The following is a 20,053-nucleotide window of genomic DNA, read 5'->3' on the forward strand; positions in this document are numbered from 1 at the left end:
TTATGACCCGGGAGGAGGGCGCGATCATGGCCCGGGCAGCGGCGAAGGCCAGATAGACAGAAGAAAATTTGTTTATAAAGCGCTATATCTTCATCTTTGCAGGAATCAAAAATTTTTTTCGTGTGTATGCACACGGCCTCCCGGATGCAGCGATCATCGCTCACGGGACCGGGCGCGACCTTTTCAGGCATATGGATACCTCCTCGTCAGATTGAGTGGAGTGGACGGGCACGGGGGTGCCGGGCCCGCCGGAAGTGAAGGGCTTCCATACCATACTATGACCGACAGGCGGGATGGTGCCAGAGGAGCCGGAAATGCGGGGTTGTCCTTTCGCACGTTTTGTTCTATAATAAAATAGAAAGACCATGGGCACGTTCCCACCAAAGGTGGAGCGGTGTCCGGGACGCCGCCGGCCCGCCAGGGCCGGGGCAAGAAGAGAGAGGTGTGCTTGGATGGCCCGGATGGGATTTATTCAGGATGAGATGGATCTGAAGCTGCTGGTCCTGTATATTATGGCCCGCATTGCGGCGCCGATCACGTTCCTTCAGCTTCTGGAGCTGGCACTGTGCGACGCCGGGGTGGACTATTTCTCCCTGACGCAGGCGGTGGAGCATCTGGTGGAGACAGAGCACCTGAGCCGGGAGGGGGAGCGCTACGCCATCACGGAGAAGGGGCGGCGCAACAGCGAGATCTGTGAGAGCAGCCTGCCATACTCGGTGCGCCGCCGGTGCGACGACAATCTGGTGCGGGTGAATGAGACCCTGATGCGGGAGCAGCAGGTGCAGGGGGAGGTGCTCCCAAACCCGGACGGGACGTGCACGGTGCGACTGCGGCTGGCGGACGACAGCGGCCCCCTGCTGGAGCTGAGCCTGCTGATGCCCGCGGCGGGACAGGGGGAGCGGGCGGCCGCCCGCTTCAAACAGGCGCCGGAGCAGCTCTACCACCAGCTGGTCCAGCTGCTCAGCGTCCCGGAGGAGCGGGAGAAGACGCCGTGAGGCGCAGCGCCCCGGAACCCGGGAGAAAAATCCCGTAAAACATATTTTAGGGTTTTCTTTTTGTATATACATGTATATAATGGATCTGGATGAAAAGTCGGAGCCCCGGAGACGCGGGCCAGAGAGAAAGATTGGGACAGAGGGCCCAAGTGACGGAGGGATCACACAATGACGAGAAGCAACGCCCGTGAGGTCGCGGTGCATATGATCTATGAACTGGGCTTTGGCAGCCGCAGCGCGGAGGAGCTGCTGGAGCACGAGATGACCCGGGAGCGGTTCGCACAGCTGGGGGAGGAGGAGCCCCTCTACGCCCAGTTTCCCAACGAGAAGCAGCGGCAGTACATCCGGGATCTGGTACAGGGAGTCTATGTCCACGGGCCGGAGCTGGATGACTACATCTCCCGCTATTCCGTGGGCTGGAGCTTTGCCCGCATCCCCCGCATGGCGGCTGCGGTGATGCGCACCGCCATGTATGAGGTGCTGTATATGCCGGCGATCCCCAACTCCGCCGCCATCAACGAGGCGGTGGAGATCGCCAAGAACTATGAGCCGGCCGAGGTGGTCTCCTTTATCAACGGCATCCTGGGCTCCTTTGTCCGGGCAGAGTTTGCCGATTCCGCCCCCAAGCCGGAAAAGAAGGAGGAGGAAGCGGCGGGGCCGGAGGAGCCGGAGGAATGACCATGCCGGTTCTGGGACTGGATACCAGCAACTATACCACCTCCGCAGCCGTCTTTGACGGGGCGGATGGCTGCAACGCCGGCCGCCTGCTGGCGGTGCGGCCCGGAGAGCTGGGACTGCGGCAGAGCGACGCCCTGTTCCAGCATGTGAAGCAGCTCCCGGCGCTGCTGGAGGAGCTGGAGGGCCGCGGACTGCTCCGGGACCTGAAGGCAGTGGGGGCCAGCACCCGGCCCCGGGCTGTGGAGGGCTCCTACATGCCCTGCTTCCTGGCGGGGGAGTCCCAGGGAAGGGCGCTGGCCGCCGCCCTTGGGGTGCCGTTTTTTGCCTGCTCCCACCAGCAGGGGCACCTGGCGGCGGCGGCCTGGTCCGCCGGGCGGACGGACCTGCTGGACGGTCCCTTCCTGGCCTGGCACCTGTCCGGCGGCACCACCGAGCTGCTGCTGGTCCGGCCCCAGGGGACCAATGTGGCGGCGGAGAAGCTGGGCGGGACCAGCGACATCTCCGCTGGCCAGCTCATCGACCGCACCGGCGTCCTGCTGGGGCTTCAGTTCCCAGCTGGCAAAGCGCTGGACGAGCTCTATCCTCAGGCGGATGCCTGTATGGAGTACCGCGTGAAGCTGAAGGACCTCACGTTCTCCCTGTCCGGGATGGAGAATCAGGTGAAGAGACTGCTGACGGAGGGAGAGGCCCCGGCCAACGTGGCCCGCTTCACCCTGGACACGGTGTGCAGCGTGGTCCTCCGGGCCACCCAGGAGGCCCAGCGCCGCTGCCCCGGCCTGCCGGTGCTGTGCTCCGGCGGTGTGGCCTCCAACCGACAGCTGCGGGCCGCCATGGAGAGGAGCTGCGGCGCCCTGTTCGCCCAGCCCTGCTACTCCACGGACAACGCCATGGGGGTGGCCATCCTGACCCGACGGGCCCTGGAGGGAGGGGAGCTGGCATGAGAGAAGAGACCATCCTCAGTCCCTCCCAGGTAAGCGGCTATATCAAGAGCTGGATGGACCGGGACCGGCTCCTCTCCGGCCTGCTGGTGCGGGGGGAGCTGTCCAACTATAAGATGTATCCCTCCGGGCACCACTATTTTACGCTGAAGGACAGCCAGGGGGCACTGCGGTGCGTCATGTTCCGGGGGGACGCCGCCTCCCTGCGCTTCCGCCCGGAGAACGGGATGCAGGTCATCGCCGCCGGGCGGATCACCGTGTTCCCACGGGACGGGCAGTATCAGCTGTACTGCGTCCGCCTGACCCCGGAGGGAGCGGGGGACCTGCACGTAGCCTTTGAGCAGCTGAAGGAGAAGCTGCTGCGGGAGGGCCTGTTCGACCAGGCCCACAAACGGCCTCTGCCCGCCTATCCCCGGCGCATCGCCCTGATCACCTCTCCGGCAGGGGCGGCGGTGCGGGACATGCTGCGCATCCTGGGGGCCAGATACCCCCTGGCCCAGGTGCGCGTCCTGCCGGTGCGGGTGCAGGGGGAGGGGGCGGCGGAGGAGATCGCCGCCGCCCTGGACTGGGCCAACCTCCATCAAGCCGCCGACCTGATCATCACCGGCCGGGGGGGCGGCTCCATGGAGGACCTGTGGGCCTTTAACGAGGAGTGCGTGGCCCGGGCCATCTACCGCTCCCAGATCCCGGTGATCTCCGCCGTAGGCCATGAGCCCGACGTGACCATCGCTGATTTTGTGGCCGACCTGCGGGCGGCCACCCCCTCCAACGGGGCGGAGCTGGCGGTGCCCGACCAGAATGAGCTGTACGCCTGGCTGGACGGGCTGGCCAAGCGGCTGGAGAAGGGGACCGGCAGCCTGCTGGCCCGGCGCAGGAAGGATCTGGAGCGGCTGGGCCGCAGCCGGATGCTCACCGACCCGGGGGCCTATTTCCGGGACCGGAGGCTGCTGCTGGACTACCAGGGACAGCGGCTGGGACACGGAGCCGGACAGATCCTGTCCCGGGCGCGGGAGCGCCTGGCCCGGGACAGCGCGGCGCTGGACGCCATGAGCCCGCTGAAGGTGCTGGGCCGGGGCTACTCCATCGCCCGAAATGAGAATGGAACATTGATCGCCTCTGTCAAGGATGCGGCCCCGGGAGAGCGGCTGGAGCTGCGCCTGTCGGACGGCAGCCTGGTGTGCCGGGTGGAGGAAAGGAAGTGCCTGTGATGGCGGGAAAAAAGCTGGATTTTGAGCAGTCCATGGCCCGGCTGGAGGAGATCGTGGGCCTGCTGGAGCGGGGGGACGCCCCGCTGGATGAGGCCATGGCGCTCTTTGAAGAGGGGGCGAAGCTGATGCGGGAGTGCACCAAGCGCCTGGATCAGGCGGAGCAGAAGGTGACCCTGCTCACCGCAGGGGAGGACGGACAGCCCCGGGAGGAGCCCTTTGGAGGAGAACTGTGATATGAGCCTGGAATTTGAGCGCCGGCTGGCCGGCGACCAGAAGCGGATCGAGGAGGCCCTGGGGGCCATATTCCGGGAGGACGACCGGTACGCGGACCTCCAGGAGGCCATGGAGTACAGCCTGATGGCGGGGGGAAAGCGGGTCCGGCCCGTGCTGACCCTGGAGTGCTGCCGCCTGTGCGGCGGCGACCCGGAGCGGGCCCTGCCCTTTGCCTGCGGGGTGGAGATGGTGCATACCTACTCCCTGATCCATGACGACCTGCCCTGCATGGACGACGACGACCTGCGCCGGGGGCGCCCCACCAACCACAGGGTGTATGGGGAGGCCACCGCGGTGCTGGCCGGGGACGGCCTGCTCACCGCGGCCTTTCAGATGCTGACTGCCCGGCGGGATCTGCTCTCCCCGGAGCAGATGGCAGAGGGGGTGGACTGCCTCTCCCGGGCGGCCGGTCCCTCAGGCATGGTGGGGGGACAGGTGCTGGATATGGCGGGGGAGGGGCGGAGCCTGTCCCTGAGTGAGCTGGAGCTGCTCCAGAGCCTGAAGACCGGCGCCCTGATCTCCGCCGCGGCGGAGCTGGGGTGTATTGCCGCGGGGGGGAGCCCGGAGCAGCGGCGGGCCGTGGCCCGCTATGCTCAGAAGCTGGGCCGGGCCTTCCAGATCCGGGACGACATGCTGGACGTGACGGGCACCACCGAGGAGTTTGGCAAGCCGGTGGGCTCGGACCGCTCCAGAGAGAAGAGCACCTTCGTCACGGCCCTGGGACTGGAGGGGAGCGGCGCGCTGGTGGAGCAGCTGACGGAGGAGGCAGTGTCCGCACTGAACGGATTCCCGCAGCCGGACTTCCTCATCTGGCTGGCCCGGGAGCTGGCCTCCCGGCGGAAGTGAAAACAGACGGGACAGAAGGGAGTGAAGGCAAATGTTTGAGGGGCGTACCGGTTTTTTAACGGGGAATCTGGTGCTGGATCTGTCCATCCTGGCGTGGTTCCTGGCCCAGCTGATCAAGACAGTGGCCAATCTGGTCGTGAACCGGAACTTGGACCTGAAACGGATGGTAGGCAGCGGCGACATGCCAAGCTCCCACTCCTCCTTCATCTGCGCGGCTACGGCGTCCATCGGGCAGATCTACGGCTGGCAGGCGCCCCTGTTCTCCCTGGCGGCGGTGGTGGCCCTGGTGGTGATGTACGACGCCTGTAATGTGCGCCGGGCCGCTGGGGAGCAGGCCAAGGTGCTCAACTATGTGATGGCCCACTGGAAGGAGATGCCGGAGGAGCTCAAGCCCAAAAAGAAGCTGAATGAGCACCTGGGCCACACGCTCCCCCAGGTGCTGATGGGGGCTCTGCTGGGCACGGCCATTGGCATCACCGGCCCCATGATCTGGTAAACCGGGAGGGGAGGCGCTGCGGCGCCGCCCAGGAAGCTGTGAGGGATTTTTTTGGATAAGAGAGACAAAACAACCTCATATGGCCCCATCCTGGCGGGGATGGGGGACCAGGAGGCCCGGGAGCTGTGCGGCCAGCTCCGGCAGGAGCTGATCCGGGACGTAGCCCGGACCGGAGGGCATCTGTCCTCCAACCTGGGGGTGGTGGAGCTCACCGTGGCCATCCACCGGGTGTTCGACACCAGCCGGGACCGGCTGGTCTTTGACGTGGGCCATCAGAGCTACCCACACAAGATGCTCACAGGCCGGCGGGAGCAGATGTCCACCATCCGGCAGCTCGGCGGGATCGCCGGTTTCCCCAAGCCATCTGAGAGCGTCCATGACGCATTCATCGCCGGACACGCCTCCAACTCGGTGGCGGTGGCGGTGGGGATGGCCCGGGCCAGGGACATGCTGGGGGAGGACTACCGGGTGCTGGCTCTCATCGGAGACGGAGCGCTCACCGGCGGACTGGCCTATGAGGGCCTGTCCACCGCGGGGCAGAGCAGGGGCCAGCTGCTGGTCATCCTCAACGACAACGGCATGTCCATCACCAAGAACGTGGGCGGCGTGGCGGAGCACCTGGCCCGCCAGCGCCTGAAGCCCCAGTACCTCACCTTCAAGAAGTACTACCGGAAGGTGATGAACGCCACCTGGTTCGGGCGGAAGATCTACCGGGTGACCCACCGGCTGAAGAAAGCGGTGAAGGAGAGCCTGCTCCCCAGCAGCCTGTTTGAGAATATGGGCTTCACCTATCTGGGGCCGGTGAACGGCCACGACCTGCGGGAGCTGACGGAGATCCTCCGCTACGCCCGGGACCTGAAGGAGCCGGTCCTGCTCCATGTCAGGACCATAAAGGGAAAAGACTTCACACCTGCTGAGGAGAATCCCGACGCCTACCACGGCGTGTCCCCCTTTGATCCCGAGACAGGGGAGCCCCTGAAGCAGGGGCGGGCCAGCTTCTCCTCCGTGTTTGGGCGGGAGGTGGCCCGGCTGGCCCGGGAGGACCCGCGGGTCTGCGCCGTCACGGCGGCTATGCAGACCGGGACTGGGCTGGATTACTTTGCCCTCCAGTTCCCGGACCGCTTTTTCGATGTGGGCATTGCCGAAGGCTGCGCGGTGTCCATGGCCGCCGGCATGGCCAAGCAGGGGGCGGTCCCGGTGGTGGCGGTCTATTCCACCTTCCTCCAGCGGGCCTATGACATGCTCCTCCACGACGTGGCTCTGGACCGGCTGCATGTGGTGCTGGCAGTGGACCGGGCCGGGCTGGTTGGGGAGGATGGTGAGACCCACCAGGGGGTCTTTGACGTGTCCTATCTCAACAGCGTCCCTGGGATGCGGGTCTATGCCCCCGCCAATTTTGCCGAGCTGAAGGCGATGCTGGAGGAGGCGGTCCTGCGCTGGGACGGGCCGGCGGCGGTGCGCTATCCCCGGGGCGGCGAGGGGGAGTACCGGGAGGACAGCGGCCGGGCCCCGGCGGCCGTCCTGCGACGGGGGTCCCACATCACGCTGGTGTCCTACGGGGTGGAGATCAACGATGTGCTCCAGGCGGCCCAGCTGCTGGAGGAGCGGGGCGTAGAGGCGGAAGTTGTAAAGCTGAACATCATTACACCGCTGGATGCCGCTCCGGTGCTGGACTCTGTGCGCCGGACGGGCGCCCTGCTGGTGGCGGAGGACAGCGTCTCCGCCGGCAGCGTGGGAGAGCGGCTCGCCTGCGCGCTGGAGCAGGCCGGCATCAGCGCCCGGGTGGCGCTGTGCAGCTCCGGCGATACCTTTACCCCCCACGGCAGCGTGGGAGAATTGAAGCGGCTCCTGGAACTGGACGGAGCCGGGCTGGCCCAGCGGGCCATGGAGGTGCTGCGATTTGACAAAACAGCGGCTGGATGTTGAACTGACTGCCCGGGGACTGGCGGAGAGCCGCCAGAAGGCCCAGGCCATGATCATGGCGGGGCAGGTCTATGTGGACGGACGGAAGGTGGACAAGGCGGGCACCCAGGTGGGGCCCGGCTGTGCCATCGAGGTGCGGGGCAGGACCCTGGCCTATGTGAGCCGGGGGGGACTGAAGCTGGAGAAGGCGGTGGAGCGCTGGCCCATCCGTCTGGAGGGGGCGGTGTGTGCCGACATCGGCTCCTCCACCGGCGGCTTCACCGACTGCATGCTCCAGCGGGGCGCGGAGAAGGTGTACGCCGTAGACTCCGGCTACAACCAGCTGGACTGGCGGCTGCGCAGCGACCCTAGAGTGGTGTGCATGGAGCGGACCAACGCCCGCTACCTCACCGGGGAGCAGATCCCGGAGCCCCTGGACTTCTTCTCCGTGGACGTGGCCTTCATCTCTCTCCGACTGATCCTGCCCCCCATGCGCCCCCTGGTGCGGGAGGGGGCCCAGGCGGTGTGCCTGGTCAAGCCCCAGTTCGAGGCCGGCCGGGAAAAGGTGGGCAAAAAAGGGGTGGTTCGGGACCCGGCGGTCCATCTGGAGGTGCTGGAGCACTTCCTGGACCATGCCCGGGAGGCGGGATTTTCTGTAAAGGATATCACCTTTTCCCCCATCACCGGCCCGGAGGGCAATATTGAATACCTGGGCTGGCTGGGGACCGAGGGGGAGGGCCCGGTCTGGTCCGGAGACCTGAGGGAGCTGGTGGAGGAGTCCCACCGGTCCCTCCAGGGGAAGGAGGGACAGCCGTGAGAGTGCTGCTCAGTTCCAACCCCTATCGGGACAGGGGCCTGCGGGTGGCGCTGGAGGCCCGCAGGATCTTGAACAACGCCGGGGCGGAGACGGCCCTCTGCCTCCCCTTTGCCCCCAGGAAGGGGGACCGGCTGGATCTGCCCCGGCAGGTGAAGCTGGGCAGCATGGAGGAGGAGCTGAAGCGGGCGGATGTGCTGCTCTGCTTCGGCGGAGACGGGACCATCCTCCACGCGGCCCGGGACGCCACCCTCCACGACGTGCCCATCCTGGGGGTGAACATGGGGAGCGTGGGCTTTATGGCGGAGCTGGAGCGGGGCGAGCTGAGCCTGCTCACCCTGCTGGCCGCCGGCGAGTATCGGACCGAGGAGCGGATGATGCTCTCCGTCCGGGTGCTCCGGGGGGAGAAGGTGCTCTCGGAGGACCTGGCCCTGAACGACGCGGTGATCTCCAAGGGCTCCATGGCCCGGGTGGCCGAGATGGAGGTCCGGGCGGACGGGGTGCTGGTCACCAACCTGATGGGGGATGGGGTCATCGTCTCCACCCCCACCGGTTCCACCGCCTACTCCATGTCAGCGGGCGGGCCCATCGTGGAGCCCACCTCACGGGACATCATCGTCACTCCTGTGTGCGCCCACCAGCTGTCCACCCGGTCCATGGTGCTGGCGCCGGAGCGGCTGGTCACCGTCCAGCTCCCCCGGGGGAGCCGGAAGCATCTGTACCTGGCGGTGGACGGGGGCAAGGCTCTGCGCATCACCGGAACGGAGCGGGTGGAGATCTCCTGTGCCCGTCAGTCCACCCGGCTGATTCGGCTGACGGAACGGAACTTTTATCAGATCATCTATCAGAAGCTGGGAGGGTATGAGCTGTGAAGCGAGCGAGACAGGCGGAGATTTTGAATGTGATCCGCATGATGGATGTGGAGACCCAGGAGCAGCTGCTCGCTGAGCTGAAGCTGCGGGGGTTCACCACCACCCAGGCCACCATTTCCCGGGACATCAAGCAGCTGCGGCTGGTGAAGGAGCTGGCCCCCTCCGGCAGCTACCGCTATGTGGCAGCGGACCGGCAGGAGGGAAAGAGCTCCGCGGGCCGGCTGCGGAACATCTTCAAGGAGGGGGTGGTCTCGGTGGAGGCGGCCCAGAATCTGGTGGTGGTCAAGACCATGCCCGGGCTGGCCTCGGCGGCCTGCTCCGCCCTGGACGGGATGGAGATCGCCGGGATGGTGGGCAGTCTGGCGGGGGACGACACCGGGATGCTCATCATGCGGGACAGCGCCTCGGCAGAGGCATTTTGCAGCGAGGCCCACAAGCTGCTGGAGTGAGTTTGAGACAGGTCAGGAGGGGCAAAGATGCTTTCTCTGCTTCACATTGAGAATATCGCGGTCATCGAGCGGGCCGATATCCAGTTCGATCCTGGCTTCAACGCTCTGACCGGTGAGACCGGAGCGGGCAAGTCCATCGTCATTGACGCCATCAGTGCGGTGCTGGGGGAGCGGACCAGCCGGGAGCTGATCCGCACCGGGGCGAAGTCGGCCTTGGTCAACGCGGTGTTCACCGGCGTGTCCGGGCTGGGCTGGCTGGAGGAGAACGGGGTCCCGGCGGGGGAGGAGCTGCTCCTCCAGCGGGAGATCCAGGGGGACGGCCGGAATATCTGCCGGGTGGACGGGCGGCTGGTGACCGTGGCCCAGCTGCGGGAGCTGGGGCGTCAGCTGCTGAACATCCACGGCCAGCACGACGGACAGCAGCTGCTGGACCCGGCCTGCCATCTGGGCTATCTGGACCGCTCCGGACACACGGAGGGGGAGCTGGCCTCCTTCCGGGAGGCATACGGAGCCTTGGCGGAGCTGCGGAGAAAGATCGGGGAACTGGAGATGGACGAGGCGGAGCGCTCCCGCCGGGTGGACACCCTCACCTTCCAGATCGGGGAGCTGGAGCGGGCCGACCTGAAGCCGGGGGAGGACCGGGAACTGGACGGGCGGCGCCAGCTTCTGCGCAGCGCCGGGAAGCTGATGGATGCGGTCCAGACCGCCCAGTACGCCCTGTCCGGGGACGAGGACGGCCGGGGAGCGGCCGACCTGCTCGCAGAGGCCGAGGGGGCCGTCCAGGGGGTGGCCCGGTACAGCGACCGCCTCTCCCAGCTCCAGGAGAAGCTGTCCCAGCTGCGGTGTGAGGCGGACGACGCGGTGGAGCTGCTGCGGGATCTGGAGGAGGAGCTGGACTTCTCCCCGGAGGAACTGGACGAGCTGGAGGGGCGGCTGGATACCATCTACCGGCTGAAAAAGAAGTACGGCTCCACAGTAGAGGAGATGCTGGATTACCTGGAGCGGAGCCGCCAGGAGCTGGACCAGATCCAGTACGCCGACGACACCATCGCCCGCCTGAGCCAGAAGCTGGAGAAGGCCAGGGAGGAGGCGGCGAGGCGGGCGGGGGTACTCTCCCAGGCCCGCAGACGGGCGGCCGAGGCTCTCCAGACCCGGGTGCAGGAGGAGCTGCGCCAGCTGGACATGCCCAAAGTCCGCTTCCAGGTGGAGTTCGCCCCCAAGGAGGGGGCCTGGGGGCTGGATGAGACCGGCGGGGACGAGGTGCAGTTCCTCATGTCCGCCAACGTGGGCGAGGCTCTCAAGCCCATCCAGAAGGTGGCCTCCGGAGGAGAGCTGGCCCGCATCATGCTGGCGCTGAAAAATGTGCTGGCGGAGGACGACGGCATCGACAGCCTGGTCTTTGACGAGGTGGACACCGGAGTGTCCGGCCGGGCGGCCCAGAAGGTGGCGGAAAAGATGGCCCAGGTGGCCCGGAAGAAGCAGGTGCTCTGTGTCACCCACCTGCCCCAGATCGCCGCCATGGCGGACACCCATTTCTCGGTGGAGAAGGGGGAGCGGGACGGCCGGACCTACACCCGGGTGGAGCGGCTGGACCGCGCCGGCCGCATCGAGGAGCTGGCCCGGCTCATCGGCGGGGCGGCGGTGACTCCGGCCCTGCGCAGGAGCGCGGAGGAGCTCTTGGATCAGGCGGAGGCAGTCAAAAAGAAGTGATCCCGGGGGTGCGGCCCAGAGACGGGAGCGGAATAAAAGAGGCGAAGCGCAGGGACTTACAGCCCCTGCGCTTTTGTGTTCTTCTTTTCTGTCTCGGCTGCCCCAGGCACCGCTGCCTGAAGAAAGGGGACCGGACCACATTCCTGCCTCTCTGTCCGCTGAAAAAAGCCCGGAGCCCCCATTGGGGGGCTCCGGGCTGACCGATGACAGCGGGCTCAGAGGCTCTTCCGCTTGTAGAAGAGTGCCCCCGCCGCCATAAAGACGGCGAAGAAGAGCAGATAATAGAGGCAGTCCCACTGGTAGGACAGGATGCCGGCGATCACCATGAACAGGCCGCTGCACAGGGCCAGGGCGGGGAGCACGAAGCGGCGGAAGGGCGGCTCCTCCCTGGCTTCCCGCATGAAGCCCAGGAAGATGGGGAGGTACATGGCGTAGAGGGTGATGATGGGGATCTCGGAGGAATCAAAGCGGAAGGGGCCCAGATGATTTTGGAGGCAGCCGAAATAGAAGTAGGTCCCCCAGAAGGCGCAGGCCAGCAGTCCAGCTGCAGCCGCGTTGGAGGTCATGCCGGTGGAGGGGTCCACCTGGGAGAGGACCTGAGGCTTGGGCCCTGTTCCCCGGGCCGCCAGGGCGTAAAATCCCCGGGTGCAGCCCATCATCAGCCCGTTGCAGGTGCCCAGGCAGGAGATGAGCACAAAGACAAACAGTATGGTGCCCCCAGCCTGGCCAAAGATAGTGGAGAAAGCCAGCCTTGCGCCATGCTCCCCGCTCTCCATCATGACGGCGTTGGGGACTGCTCCGGCGATGCCCACATAGTAGAACAGATAGATCAGCATGATGATGCCCACCCCGCAGACCAGGGCCAGGGGCAGGGTGCGCTTCGGGTCCTTGAGCTCCGCGTTGATGGTGGTGGCCACCACCCAGCCCTCATAGGCGAAGGCCGTGGCGGCCAGGGCGGTGAAGAGGGGGTAGGCGGTAACGGTGTCGGCGGTGACCTGGGCGAAGTTGGCGGCGGTCATGCCGCTCCGCAGCCCTGCCGCAGTGCCCATCCCGGCCATGAGCAGGATGGGGACCAGCTTGATGAGGGTCATGGAGACCTGGAGCTTGCCGGCCAGACGGGGGGCCATGGTGTTGATGAAGTAGGCGGCCACCAGATAGAACAGGGTGATGGTCATGCACTCGCCGCTGACGATGTCGTAGCCCAGCAGGACACAGGTATAGCGGGCGGACACCCAGGCCAGGGTGCTGGTCAGACAGGGATAGTAGACCGCGGCCAGGAACCAGCCCAGATAGTAGCCGTAGGCCCGGCCCACGGCGGCCTCGGCATAGTCCACCATGCCCCCCACCTTCTGATAGCGGGTGGCCATGACGGCAAAGGCGCAGGCGTTGGAGATGGCGATCAGGCCGCCGATGATCCAGGCCAGGATGCCTGTGCGCAGGTCGCCGCCGGTGGCGTTGAGGATCTTTTCCGCTTTGAAAAAGATGCCGCTGCCGATGACGATGCCGACCACCATGCAGATGGCGGTAGGCAGGCCGTATTTTTTCGTCAGTTGCTGCTCCAAAGCAGGCCGCCTCCTCTCTGAAAAAGGCCGGGGGCTGGAAAACACCATGTGCCAGCGCCCGGGATGCAGTACGGATACAGTCCCTAATAGTATAGTATATTTTCCCCTGAAAGAAAAGCAAAAACGTGATTTTTTTCGTCTTTTCGCGCACGGGGACCTGTTTGGGCCGGCGTAGGCGGGGAGGGGCGCCTCCCGCACCGGATATCTTTCCCGTGGGGCGGGGAGAGATGCACCAAAAGGCCCCCGGCACCGGGAGAAAGAAATGTGGGAGAGGGGAGGAGAAAGCGGTTGCGATTTTTGTCCGATCCGGTATAATAGCGGTATGGAAGGAAGTCCCGCGCGCGGGACCGAGATGATACATGGAAAGGAATGGAGTTATGGATTACGCGAAAGAGGCCCTCCGGCTGCATCGGGAGTGGAAGGGAAAGATCGAGGTGGTGGCCACGGTGCCCGCGGGGAACAAGGAGGAGCTGTCGGTGGCCTACACCCCCGGGGTGGCCCAGCCCTGCCTGGAGATCCAGAAGGACCCCAGCCAGAGCTACGAGCTCACCCGGCGGCACAACCTGGTGGCGGTCATCACCGACGGCACCGCCGTGCTGGGCCTGGGGGACATCGGTCCCGAGGCCGGGATGCCGGTGATGGAGGGCAAGTGCGTCCTGTTCAAGACCTTCGGCGGCATCGACGCGTTCCCCCTGTGTGTCAGGACCAAGGATGTGGACGAGTTCGTCCAGACGGTGTACAACATCTCCGGCTCCTTCGGCGGCATCAACCTGGAGGACATCTCCGCCCCCCGCTGCTTTGAGATCGAGCGCCGGCTGAAGGAGATGTGCGATATCCCGGTGTTCCACGACGACCAGCACGGCACGGCCATCATCGCCCTGGCCGGCCTCACCAACGCCCTGCGGGTGGTGGGGAAGAAGAAGGAGGACGTGAAGGTGGTGTTCTCCGGCGCGGGCTCGGCGGCCATCTCCATCACCAAGCTGCTGCTGTCCGCCGGGTTCCGGCACATCACCCTGTGCGATAAGTTTGGCGCGGTGTGTAAAGGAGATCCTCAGCTCAACGAGGCACAGGCCGCCATTGCCGAGGTGACCAACCTGGAGCGCCGCACCGGCACCCTGGCGGAGATGATGGTGGGGGCAGATGTGTTCATCGGCGTCTCCGCCCCCAAGGTGGTGACCCCGGAGATGGTGGGCACCATGGCGAAGGACGCCGTCGTCTTTGCCTGTGCCAACCCCACGCCGGAGATCTTCCCAGAGGAGGCCAAGGCGGGGGGAGCCCGGGTGGTGGCCACCGGCCGGAGCGACTATCCCAACCAGATCAACAACGTGCTGGCCTTCCCCGGGGTGTTCCGGGGCGCGCTGGATGTGCGGGCCAGCGACATCAACGAGGAGATGAAGATGGCCGCTGCCCGGGCCCTGGCCGGCCTGATCGGGGAGGAGGAGCTGTCGGAGGAGAATATCATCCCCAAGCCCTTTGACCCCCGTGTGGTGCCCGCAGTGGCCCAGGCGGTGGCCCAGGCGGCCCGGGAGACCGGCGTGGCCCGACTGTGAGGGGAGCGCAGACAGAAAAGAGATGGAAGCAGGGCCGCGGAACAACAGTTCCGCGGCCCTGCTGGGTTTAAAAATATGTCCGGCTCCTTACAGGAGGGAGAGGGCCGCCTCATCAGCCACCAGGGTGAAGTCGGGGTGGTACTGAAGGATGGAGGCAGGGACCTGGGGAGTGACGGGGCCGAAGAAAGCGTCCTTGATGGCCTGGGCCTTGTTGGCGCCGGAGGCCACCATCAGCACCCGGCGGGCCTGAAGGATCTCCCGGGTGCCCATGGTGCGGGCGTGGGTGGGCACCTCGTCGATGCTGGCGAAGAAGCGCTTGTTGGCGTCCCGGGTGCTCTCGGTGAGGGTGACCTGATGGGTGCCGGTGGAGAAGGCGTCGGCGGGCTCGTTGAAGCCGATGTGGCCGTTGACGCCCAGGCCCAGCAGCTGCAGGTCGATGCCGCCCAGGTCACGGATGACCTTGTCGTAGCGGGCGCACTCCTCCGCCTCGTCGGGGGCCATGCCGTCCGGGATATTGGTGTTGGCGGGGTCCACGTTGATGTGGTCGAACAGGTTGGTGCGCATGAAGTAGGCGTAGCTCTGGTCGTGGTCCTTGTCCAGCCCCACATACTCGTCCAGGTTGACGGTGCGGACCTGGGAGAAGTCCAGGTCACCCTTCTTGTACCACTCGATGAGCTGCTGATAGGTGCCCACCGGACTGGAGCCGGTGGCCAGGCCCAGGACACAGCTGGGCTTGAGGATGACCTGGGCAGAGATGATATTGGCGGCGGCGCGGCTGAGCGCCTGATAGTCCTTTGCGGAAATGATCTTCATGGGGGATTCCTCCTTCTAAATTCAGCGGACCTTTTCCCCGTCCACATAGACGGAGTCCAGGGTGAGGTCTGGGTTGAGCAGCACCAGGTCGGCCTGCTTGCCCACGGCCAAGGAGCCGATCTGGTGGTCCAGCCGGACGGCCCTGGCGGGAGCAAGGGTGAGGGCGGTGACGGCGTCCTCCAGAGGCAGGCCGAATGCCACCACGTTTTGCAGCTCGGAGAGCAGGTTGGAGGAGGAGCCGGCCAGGGTGTCGGTCCCGCGCAGGGTGGCCTTGCCGCCCTTCATCTCGATGGGCTGCCCGCCCAGCTCATACTCGCCGTCGGGCATGCCGGCGCAGCGCAGGGAGTCGCTGATGATGACCAGCTTGTCTCCAAACAGCTTTTGGGTGGCCCGGATGACGGCGGGATGGATATGCAGGCCGTCACAGATCAGCTCCACCGTGGCGCCGCTGTCCAGGGCCGCGCCGATGACCCCGGGCTCCCGGTGGAGGAAGGAGGGCATGGCGTTGAAGAGGTGGGTGGCGTGGCTGGCCCCCGCACCATAGGCCGCCATGGCGGTCTCATAGCCGGCAGTGGTGTGGCCGAGGGAGACGGTGCAGGTCTGGGAGACCTCCCGGATAAAGGGGATGGCCCCCTCCTCCTCCGGCGCCACGGTGATCAGGCGGACCATGCCGCCGCTGGCCTCATTGAGGCGGTGGAACATGGAAGCGTCCGGCTCGTGCAGGTTCTCCGCCGCCTGGGCGCCCCGCTTGGCGTAGCACAGGAAGGGACCCTCCAGGTGGATGCCGGCGCACTTGGCGCCGTCCGCCGGGCGGCGGAAGTCCCGGATGGCGTGCATGGCGGGGGTGAGGGTCTCCTCCTTCAGGGTCATGGTGGTGGCCAGAAAGGAGGTGACGCCGTGGGCGGCGTAGTGGCGGGACATGATGGGCAGTCCTTCGGGCCGCCCGTCGGAGAAGTCCTCGTTCATGGCCCCGTGGGTGTGAACATCGAGGAAGCCGGGGACCAGATACTTTCCCCCGGCGTCCAGGTCACAGGGACCCTGGGCGGGGCCCACAGCGGTGATGACGCCGTTTTCGAAGGTGAGGGAGCCCTCCTGGAAGGCGCCGTCCAGGAACAGCTTGGCGTTGCCGATGATCATGGGCGCTTACACCTCCGGCAGGCTGGCGGCGGCCACAGACTGGCCCACGCGGCGGGATTTCTCGTCGGGCAGGGCGGGGAAGAGCTTGCCGGAGCACTCAGGATACTCGTCGGCCAGCACCCGCTTGGCCTCCTCCAGAACCAGGTCGCCGCCCTTGCCGGACATGACCCGGCCCAGGAGCAGCACGTGCCTGCAGTGATACAGGTCGTAGTAGTAGGCCAGGGCGTGGCCCAGATAGGTGCCGATGGAGCGGTAGATCTCGGCGGCGTTGTTGCCGTCCTGATCCATCAGCTTCTGGACCTCCTTCAGCTTCTCCGCGGGGGAGAGGGACTCGGACAGGTTGATGCCCGCCCGGGGAGCCAGCTTGATGACGCCGTCCTGGGAGAAGTACTTCACGCCGCAGCCGATGTCGCCGGACCACTCATCCTCCATGGCGTCGGGGTTCACGTCCACCGGCATGAAAGCCAGCTCGTTGAGCCAGCCGGTGATGTTGCCCTTCTCGTCCACATAGCCCACAGCCTCGCTGGTGCCCATGGCGATACCCAGTACGTTGTTCTCGCCCAGGCCCATGGCGCCCGCCAGGGCAGAAACGTCGCCGTCGTTGCACACCACCAGGGGGATGTCGGGGCCGAACACGTCCCGGGCGGCCCGGATATAGATGTCCTTTACCTTCTCGTTGAACTTGTCTTTGGGCACCTTCAGGAACAGGGAGGCTACCATAGTCCGGTTGTCGATGTAGATGCCGGCGGAGGAGACGCCCACCGCATCCACCCGGGGCATCTTCTCGGCGGCGGACTTGAAAGCGGAGACGATGCCGTCATAGTGATAGTCGGGGTCCTCAGTGATCTTGGGGAACCAGACCACTTCCTCGGAGTAGACGGGCTCGCCGTCGATGACAGCGGACACCTTGCGGTCGCTGCCGCCGGCGTCGAAGCCCACCCGGCAGCCCGCCAGATGGCGGCCGACAGCCTGGGAGGCGCCCGCCTCCTGGGGGACCTTGTCGCAGAAGACCACCTCGGAGGGGCGCTCATACACGCCGGCCATAAAGTCGGAGTCAAAGGAACGGGCGCCGCCGGGGGCGAAGGTCTTTTTCAGATAGTTGTAAATGTCCTCGTCCCCGCTGACATACACCTTGAAGCCGCCCTTCATCCACAGCATGGACTTGACCAGGCGGTCGATGTAGTATTGGTCGGCCTGGCGCATCTCCGGGGTGCCGTGGATGAAGGTGTCACACACTGCCACCTGGCCGCCGGAGCGCTCCAGGGCAATGGAGACCGGCTTCTTCGCCGTCTCAAGAAACGCGCGGTTGAACTTCAGGATGGGCATGAACTCCGGGTCCAGGCTGGGCTTGTTTTTGACCTCAAATTGGATACCGTACTGATTCACGACAAATCGCCTCCTAAAATTTTTGGAAGTCCTTCTTTCTGGCTGTTGCGATTCCCGTCGTTCGGGGATATAATGAGAAGCCGGAAGCGCGGTTTGGAGCAAGACGCCCAATCGAGGGGGGAGATATTCCAACGCTCTTGTATAATTGTATCATGCAGGGAGTGGATTGTCACCTAAAATGCGGGAAAAATTTTTCACAAATTATTTCATTGAAAAAACTTTCCTGGAGTGCTATGATGGAGTTACAGATTTGGATCGTTGTGGAAAAATCCAAAAAACAGCGGCTTTTGCCGTCATAAGGGGTTGAAATTTATGGACAGAAAGAGATTGCAGGAGACCAGGGAGTGGGTCAGGAAGGAACTGGCGTCCAGTGCCGAATTTTGGCTGAAATACGGCATGGACAAGGAGCACGGCGGCGTCTACACCTGTATCGACCGGACAGGGCGCCTGTTCTCCACGGACAAGAGCGTGTGGATGCAGGGGCGGTGCGGCTGGACCTACGCCTATCTGTGCACCGTCTACGGCACCCGGCCGGAGTGGCTGGAGGCCAGCAAGAGCTGTCTGGACTTCATGGAGAAGCACTGCATCAACCGGGAGGCGGACGGCCGGATGTACTTCACCGTCACCGGCGACGGCAAGCCGCTGCGCCAGCGCCGCTACTGCTTCTCCGAGGGCTTCTACGCCCTGGCCAACGCGGAGTATTACGCGGTCACGGGGGACAGGGAGTGCCTGGAGCGGGCCCGCCGGGCCTATGAGCTGATCTATCAGCTGAACAACGGCCTCATCAAGGACCCCGCCGGCATGGGCCCCAAGACCATCCCGGAGACCCGGAGCGGCCGCGCCCTGGCCGACCCCATGATCTATCTGAACATCACATCAGTGATGCGCCGCTGCGACCCGGAGCACCGGGAGGTCTATGACGCCCGGGCCAAGCAGTGCGTGGAGACCATCTTCCGCTATCACCACAAGCCGGAGCTGAAGTGCACCCTGGAGACCGTGGGCATGAACGGCGAGTTCTGGTCCGACATCTCCGCCGGCCGCTTCGTCAATCCGGGCCACGACATCGAGTGCAGCTGGTTCCTGATGGAGGAGGCCAAGTACGAGGACGACCCGGAGCTGCGGGCGAAGGCCATGGAGGTCTTTGATATGGCCATCGAGCGGGGCTGGGACAAGGAGTACGGCGGCCTGCTCTACTTCGTGGACTGCATGGGATTCCCGCCGGAGGCCTATGAGCACGACATGAAGCTGTGGTGGCCCCACAACGAGATCCTGATCGCCAGTCTGATGATGTACCGGGACAGCGGGGACGAGAAGTATCTGGACTGGTTCTACAAGACCGTGGACTACTGCAAGACCTATTTCGCGGACCCGGAGTACGGCGAGTGGTACGGCTATCTCCGCCGGGACGGCAAGCCCACCGAGCCCGCCTGCAAGGGCTGCACCTTCAAAGGGCCCTTCCACGTGCCCCGCAGCCTGATCATGGCGGATCAGCTGATCGGGCAGATCCTGGAGCAGAACTGAGGGCCGGAGGACGGCCGGGGGAGAAGAGGAAGGAGAGAGCATGACGGCGCATAACATATTTGAGACCATTAGCAGCCAGTATTTTCAGCTGACCAACTCGGAAAAGAAGGTGGCCGACTATGTGCTGAGGCACCGGATCGATGTCCAGTACATGTCCATCTCCGAGCTGGCGGAGGAGTGCACCGTGGCTGACGCCACCATCTCCCGCTTCTGCCGGAGGCTGGGGCTGACTGGATACAACGCCTTCAAGCTGGAGCTGGCCAAGGCATCGATGACCCGGGACAGCCACCGGGCGGACGCGGCCATCCTCCAAGAGAGCAGCGGCTTTCACGCCATGTGCAAAAAGCTGCTGGGAGAGAATGTGGCGGTGCTGGAGCAGACCATCCAGCTGCTGGACCCCAGACAGGTGTCCCGGGCCGTGGACCTGCTCCGGCGATCCCGCCGGGTGGTGTGCATGGGACAGGGCAGCTCCATGGTGCTCTCAGAGGAGGCCTGGACCCTCTTTTCCACCGTGTCCCCCAAATTCCTGTTTGTGCCCGACTCCCACCTTCAGATGAATACCCTTGCGCTGATGGACCCGGACGAACTGGTCCTGTTCTTCTCTTACTCCGGCTCCACCCGGGACTTCCAGGACCTGCTGGAGGTGGCCCGGCAGCGGCAGGTGAAGGTGGTGCTGGTGTCCCGTTTCCCCAAATCGCCGGGGGGCCAGCTGGCGGATGTGGTGCTCCAGTGCGGCGCCGACGAGGGGCCGCTCCAGGCCGGCTCCGTCAATGCCCGGATGGCCCAGCTCTTTGTGCTGGACGTGCTGTTCCAGGAGTTCTGCATGCGGGCCCCTGAGGAGACAGAGCAGAGCAGGGAGCAGATCGCTGAGGCCGTGGCGAGAAAACACCTGTGACCGGGGCC

General features: G+C 65.4%; 19 protein-coding genes and 1 pseudogene. 15 read left to right on the plus strand and 5 right to left on the minus strand.

All coding sequences use genetic code 11. The annotated features are described in order from the left end of the window. Window positions 1-191, minus strand: a pseudogene (locus NE584_RS08880) (hypothetical protein); the annotation flags it as partial. A gap of 270 nt (window positions 192-461) precedes the next feature. Here NE584_RS08880 and NE584_RS08885 point away from each other — a divergent pair. From NE584_RS08885 to recN, 12 genes are all read left to right on the plus strand, one after another. Then, window positions 462-995, plus strand: a complete 534-nt coding sequence (locus NE584_RS08885) for a DUF4364 family protein (RefSeq protein ID WP_256182653.1) — start codon at window positions 462-464, stop codon at window positions 993-995. A 168-nt stretch (window positions 996-1,163) separates the two neighbouring features. Further along, a complete protein-coding gene (gene nusB, locus NE584_RS08890; RefSeq protein ID WP_050624607.1) occupies window positions 1,164-1,673 on the plus strand; it encodes a transcription antitermination factor NusB in 510 nt (169 codons plus the stop codon). Continuing rightward, the gene (locus NE584_RS08895) at window positions 1,670-2,614 is read left to right on the plus strand and encodes a DNA-binding protein (RefSeq protein ID WP_337541255.1); all 945 of its coding nucleotides are present in this window, start codon (window positions 1,670-1,672) and stop codon (window positions 2,612-2,614) included. The genes nusB and NE584_RS08895 overlap by 4 nt, the downstream gene beginning before the upstream one ends. After that, complete coding sequence (gene xseA / locus NE584_RS08900; protein WP_256182654.1) at window positions 2,611-3,819, plus strand: exodeoxyribonuclease VII large subunit; 1,209 nt, start codon at window positions 2,611-2,613, stop codon at window positions 3,817-3,819. Before NE584_RS08895 ends, xseA begins: the two co-directional genes overlap by 4 nt. After that, window positions 3,819-4,052: an exodeoxyribonuclease VII small subunit gene (gene xseB / locus NE584_RS08905; RefSeq protein WP_050624609.1), complete on the plus strand. Its 234-nt coding sequence runs from the start codon at window positions 3,819-3,821 to the stop codon at window positions 4,050-4,052. The genes xseA and xseB overlap by 1 nt, the downstream gene beginning before the upstream one ends. Before the next feature lies 1 nt (window position 4,053). Beyond that, entirely contained in the window at window positions 4,054-4,938 is an 885-nt protein-coding gene (locus NE584_RS08910) for a polyprenyl synthetase family protein (protein ID WP_050624610.1), read from the plus strand. A gap of 31 nt (window positions 4,939-4,969) precedes the next feature. Further along, window positions 4,970-5,434, plus strand: a complete 465-nt coding sequence (locus NE584_RS08915) for a divergent PAP2 family protein (protein ID WP_050624611.1) — start codon at window positions 4,970-4,972, stop codon at window positions 5,432-5,434. Between the two features lie 51 nt (window positions 5,435-5,485). Continuing rightward, window positions 5,486-7,360: a 1-deoxy-D-xylulose-5-phosphate synthase gene (gene dxs / locus NE584_RS08920; RefSeq protein WP_337542344.1), complete on the plus strand. Its 1,875-nt coding sequence runs from the start codon at window positions 5,486-5,488 to the stop codon at window positions 7,358-7,360. Beyond that, window positions 7,335-8,153, plus strand: a complete 819-nt coding sequence (locus NE584_RS08925) for a TlyA family RNA methyltransferase (RefSeq protein WP_050624612.1) — start codon at window positions 7,335-7,337, stop codon at window positions 8,151-8,153. The genes dxs and NE584_RS08925 overlap by 26 nt, the downstream gene beginning before the upstream one ends. Then, a complete protein-coding gene (locus NE584_RS08930; RefSeq protein WP_050624613.1) occupies window positions 8,150-9,022 on the plus strand; it encodes an NAD(+)/NADH kinase in 873 nt (290 codons plus the stop codon). The genes NE584_RS08925 and NE584_RS08930 overlap by 4 nt, the downstream gene beginning before the upstream one ends. Next, the gene (locus NE584_RS08935; RefSeq protein ID WP_050624614.1) at window positions 9,019-9,471 is read left to right on the plus strand and encodes an arginine repressor; all 453 of its coding nucleotides are present in this window, start codon (window positions 9,019-9,021) and stop codon (window positions 9,469-9,471) included. Before NE584_RS08930 ends, NE584_RS08935 begins: the two co-directional genes overlap by 4 nt. Before the next feature lie 27 nt (window positions 9,472-9,498). Continuing rightward, complete coding sequence (gene recN / locus NE584_RS08940) at window positions 9,499-11,181, plus strand: DNA repair protein RecN (protein WP_256182655.1); 1,683 nt, start codon at window positions 9,499-9,501, stop codon at window positions 11,179-11,181. Window positions 11,182-11,396: 215 nt separating this feature from the next. Here the strand turns inward: recN and NE584_RS08945 are convergent, their stop codons facing one another. Further along, window positions 11,397-12,743 carry an APC family permease gene (locus NE584_RS08945; RefSeq protein ID WP_256182656.1) on the minus strand — a complete coding sequence of 449 codons (1,347 nt, stop codon included), beginning with the start codon at window positions 12,741-12,743 and terminating at the stop codon, window positions 11,397-11,399. A 377-nt stretch (window positions 12,744-13,120) separates the two neighbouring features. On the opposite strand from NE584_RS08945, the gene NE584_RS08950 reads away from it, so the two are divergent. Then, complete coding sequence (locus tag NE584_RS08950) at window positions 13,121-14,293, plus strand: NADP-dependent malic enzyme (protein ID WP_050624617.1); 1,173 nt, start codon at window positions 13,121-13,123, stop codon at window positions 14,291-14,293. 87 nt (window positions 14,294-14,380) lie between these two features. On the opposite strand, the gene nagB is transcribed toward NE584_RS08950, so the two are convergent. Genes nagB through NE584_RS08965 form a run of 3 tightly spaced genes read right to left on the minus strand, consistent with a single transcriptional unit; the run spans window position 14,381 to window position 17,629 of the window. Continuing rightward, complete coding sequence (gene nagB / locus NE584_RS08955) at window positions 14,381-15,106, minus strand: glucosamine-6-phosphate deaminase (RefSeq protein ID WP_050624618.1); 726 nt, start codon at window positions 15,104-15,106, stop codon at window positions 14,381-14,383. Window positions 15,107-15,127: 21 nt separating this feature from the next. After that, a complete protein-coding gene (gene nagA / locus NE584_RS08960) occupies window positions 15,128-16,243 on the minus strand; it encodes an N-acetylglucosamine-6-phosphate deacetylase (protein ID WP_256182657.1) in 1,116 nt (371 codons plus the stop codon). Between the two features lie 6 nt (window positions 16,244-16,249). Further along, complete coding sequence (locus NE584_RS08965; protein ID WP_256182658.1) at window positions 16,250-17,629, minus strand: ROK family protein; 1,380 nt, start codon at window positions 17,627-17,629, stop codon at window positions 16,250-16,252. A gap of 312 nt (window positions 17,630-17,941) precedes the next feature. On the opposite strand from NE584_RS08965, the gene NE584_RS08970 reads away from it, so the two are divergent. Together NE584_RS08970 and NE584_RS08975 are read left to right on the plus strand one after the other, a co-directional pair. Further along, window positions 17,942-19,150 (plus strand): AGE family epimerase/isomerase, encoded by a 1,209-nt coding sequence (locus NE584_RS08970; RefSeq protein ID WP_050624621.1) that lies wholly within the window; start codon window positions 17,942-17,944, stop codon window positions 19,148-19,150. 40 nt (window positions 19,151-19,190) lie between these two features. Next, window positions 19,191-20,045 carry a MurR/RpiR family transcriptional regulator gene (locus tag NE584_RS08975; protein ID WP_050624622.1) on the plus strand — a complete coding sequence of 285 codons (855 nt, stop codon included), beginning with the start codon at window positions 19,191-19,193 and terminating at the stop codon, window positions 20,043-20,045. The last annotated feature ends 8 nt before the right edge of the window (window positions 20,046-20,053 follow it).

The sequence above is a fragment of the Clostridium sp. DFI.5.61 genome, from assembly GCF_024462915.1.
GTDB classification, from domain to species: Bacteria; Bacillota; Clostridia; order Oscillospirales; family Oscillospiraceae; genus Lawsonibacter; species Lawsonibacter asaccharolyticus.

Coding starts and splice junctions, on each gene's coding strand:
- NE584_RS08885 (WP_256182653.1), top strand. CDS start 462: ATGGGATTTATTCAGGATGAGATGGATCTGAAGCTGCTGGTCCTGTAT.
- recN (WP_256182655.1), top strand. CDS start 9,499: ATGCTTTCTCTGCTTCACATTGAGAATATCGCGGTCATCGAGCGGGCC.
- nusB (WP_050624607.1), top strand. CDS start 1,164: ATGACGAGAAGCAACGCCCGTGAGGTCGCGGTGCATATGATCTATGAA.
- NE584_RS08975 (WP_050624622.1), top strand. CDS start 19,191: ATGACGGCGCATAACATATTTGAGACCATTAGCAGCCAGTATTTTCAG.
- xseA (WP_256182654.1), top strand. CDS start 2,611: ATGAGAGAAGAGACCATCCTCAGTCCCTCCCAGGTAAGCGGCTATATC.
- NE584_RS08895 (WP_337541255.1), top strand. CDS start 1,670: ATGACCATGCCGGTTCTGGGACTGGATACCAGCAACTATACCACCTCC.
- NE584_RS08910 (WP_050624610.1), top strand. CDS start 4,054: ATGAGCCTGGAATTTGAGCGCCGGCTGGCCGGCGACCAGAAGCGGATC.
- nagA (WP_256182657.1), bottom strand. CDS start 16,243: ATGATCATCGGCAACGCCAAGCTGTTCCTGGACGGCGCCTTCCAGGAG.
- nagB (WP_050624618.1), bottom strand. CDS start 15,106: ATGAAGATCATTTCCGCAAAGGACTATCAGGCGCTCAGCCGCGCCGCC.
- xseB (WP_050624609.1), top strand. CDS start 3,819: ATGGCGGGAAAAAAGCTGGATTTTGAGCAGTCCATGGCCCGGCTGGAG.
- NE584_RS08915 (WP_050624611.1), top strand. CDS start 4,970: ATGTTTGAGGGGCGTACCGGTTTTTTAACGGGGAATCTGGTGCTGGAT.
- NE584_RS08970 (WP_050624621.1), top strand. CDS start 17,942: ATGGACAGAAAGAGATTGCAGGAGACCAGGGAGTGGGTCAGGAAGGAA.
- NE584_RS08950 (WP_050624617.1), top strand. CDS start 13,121: ATGGATTACGCGAAAGAGGCCCTCCGGCTGCATCGGGAGTGGAAGGGA.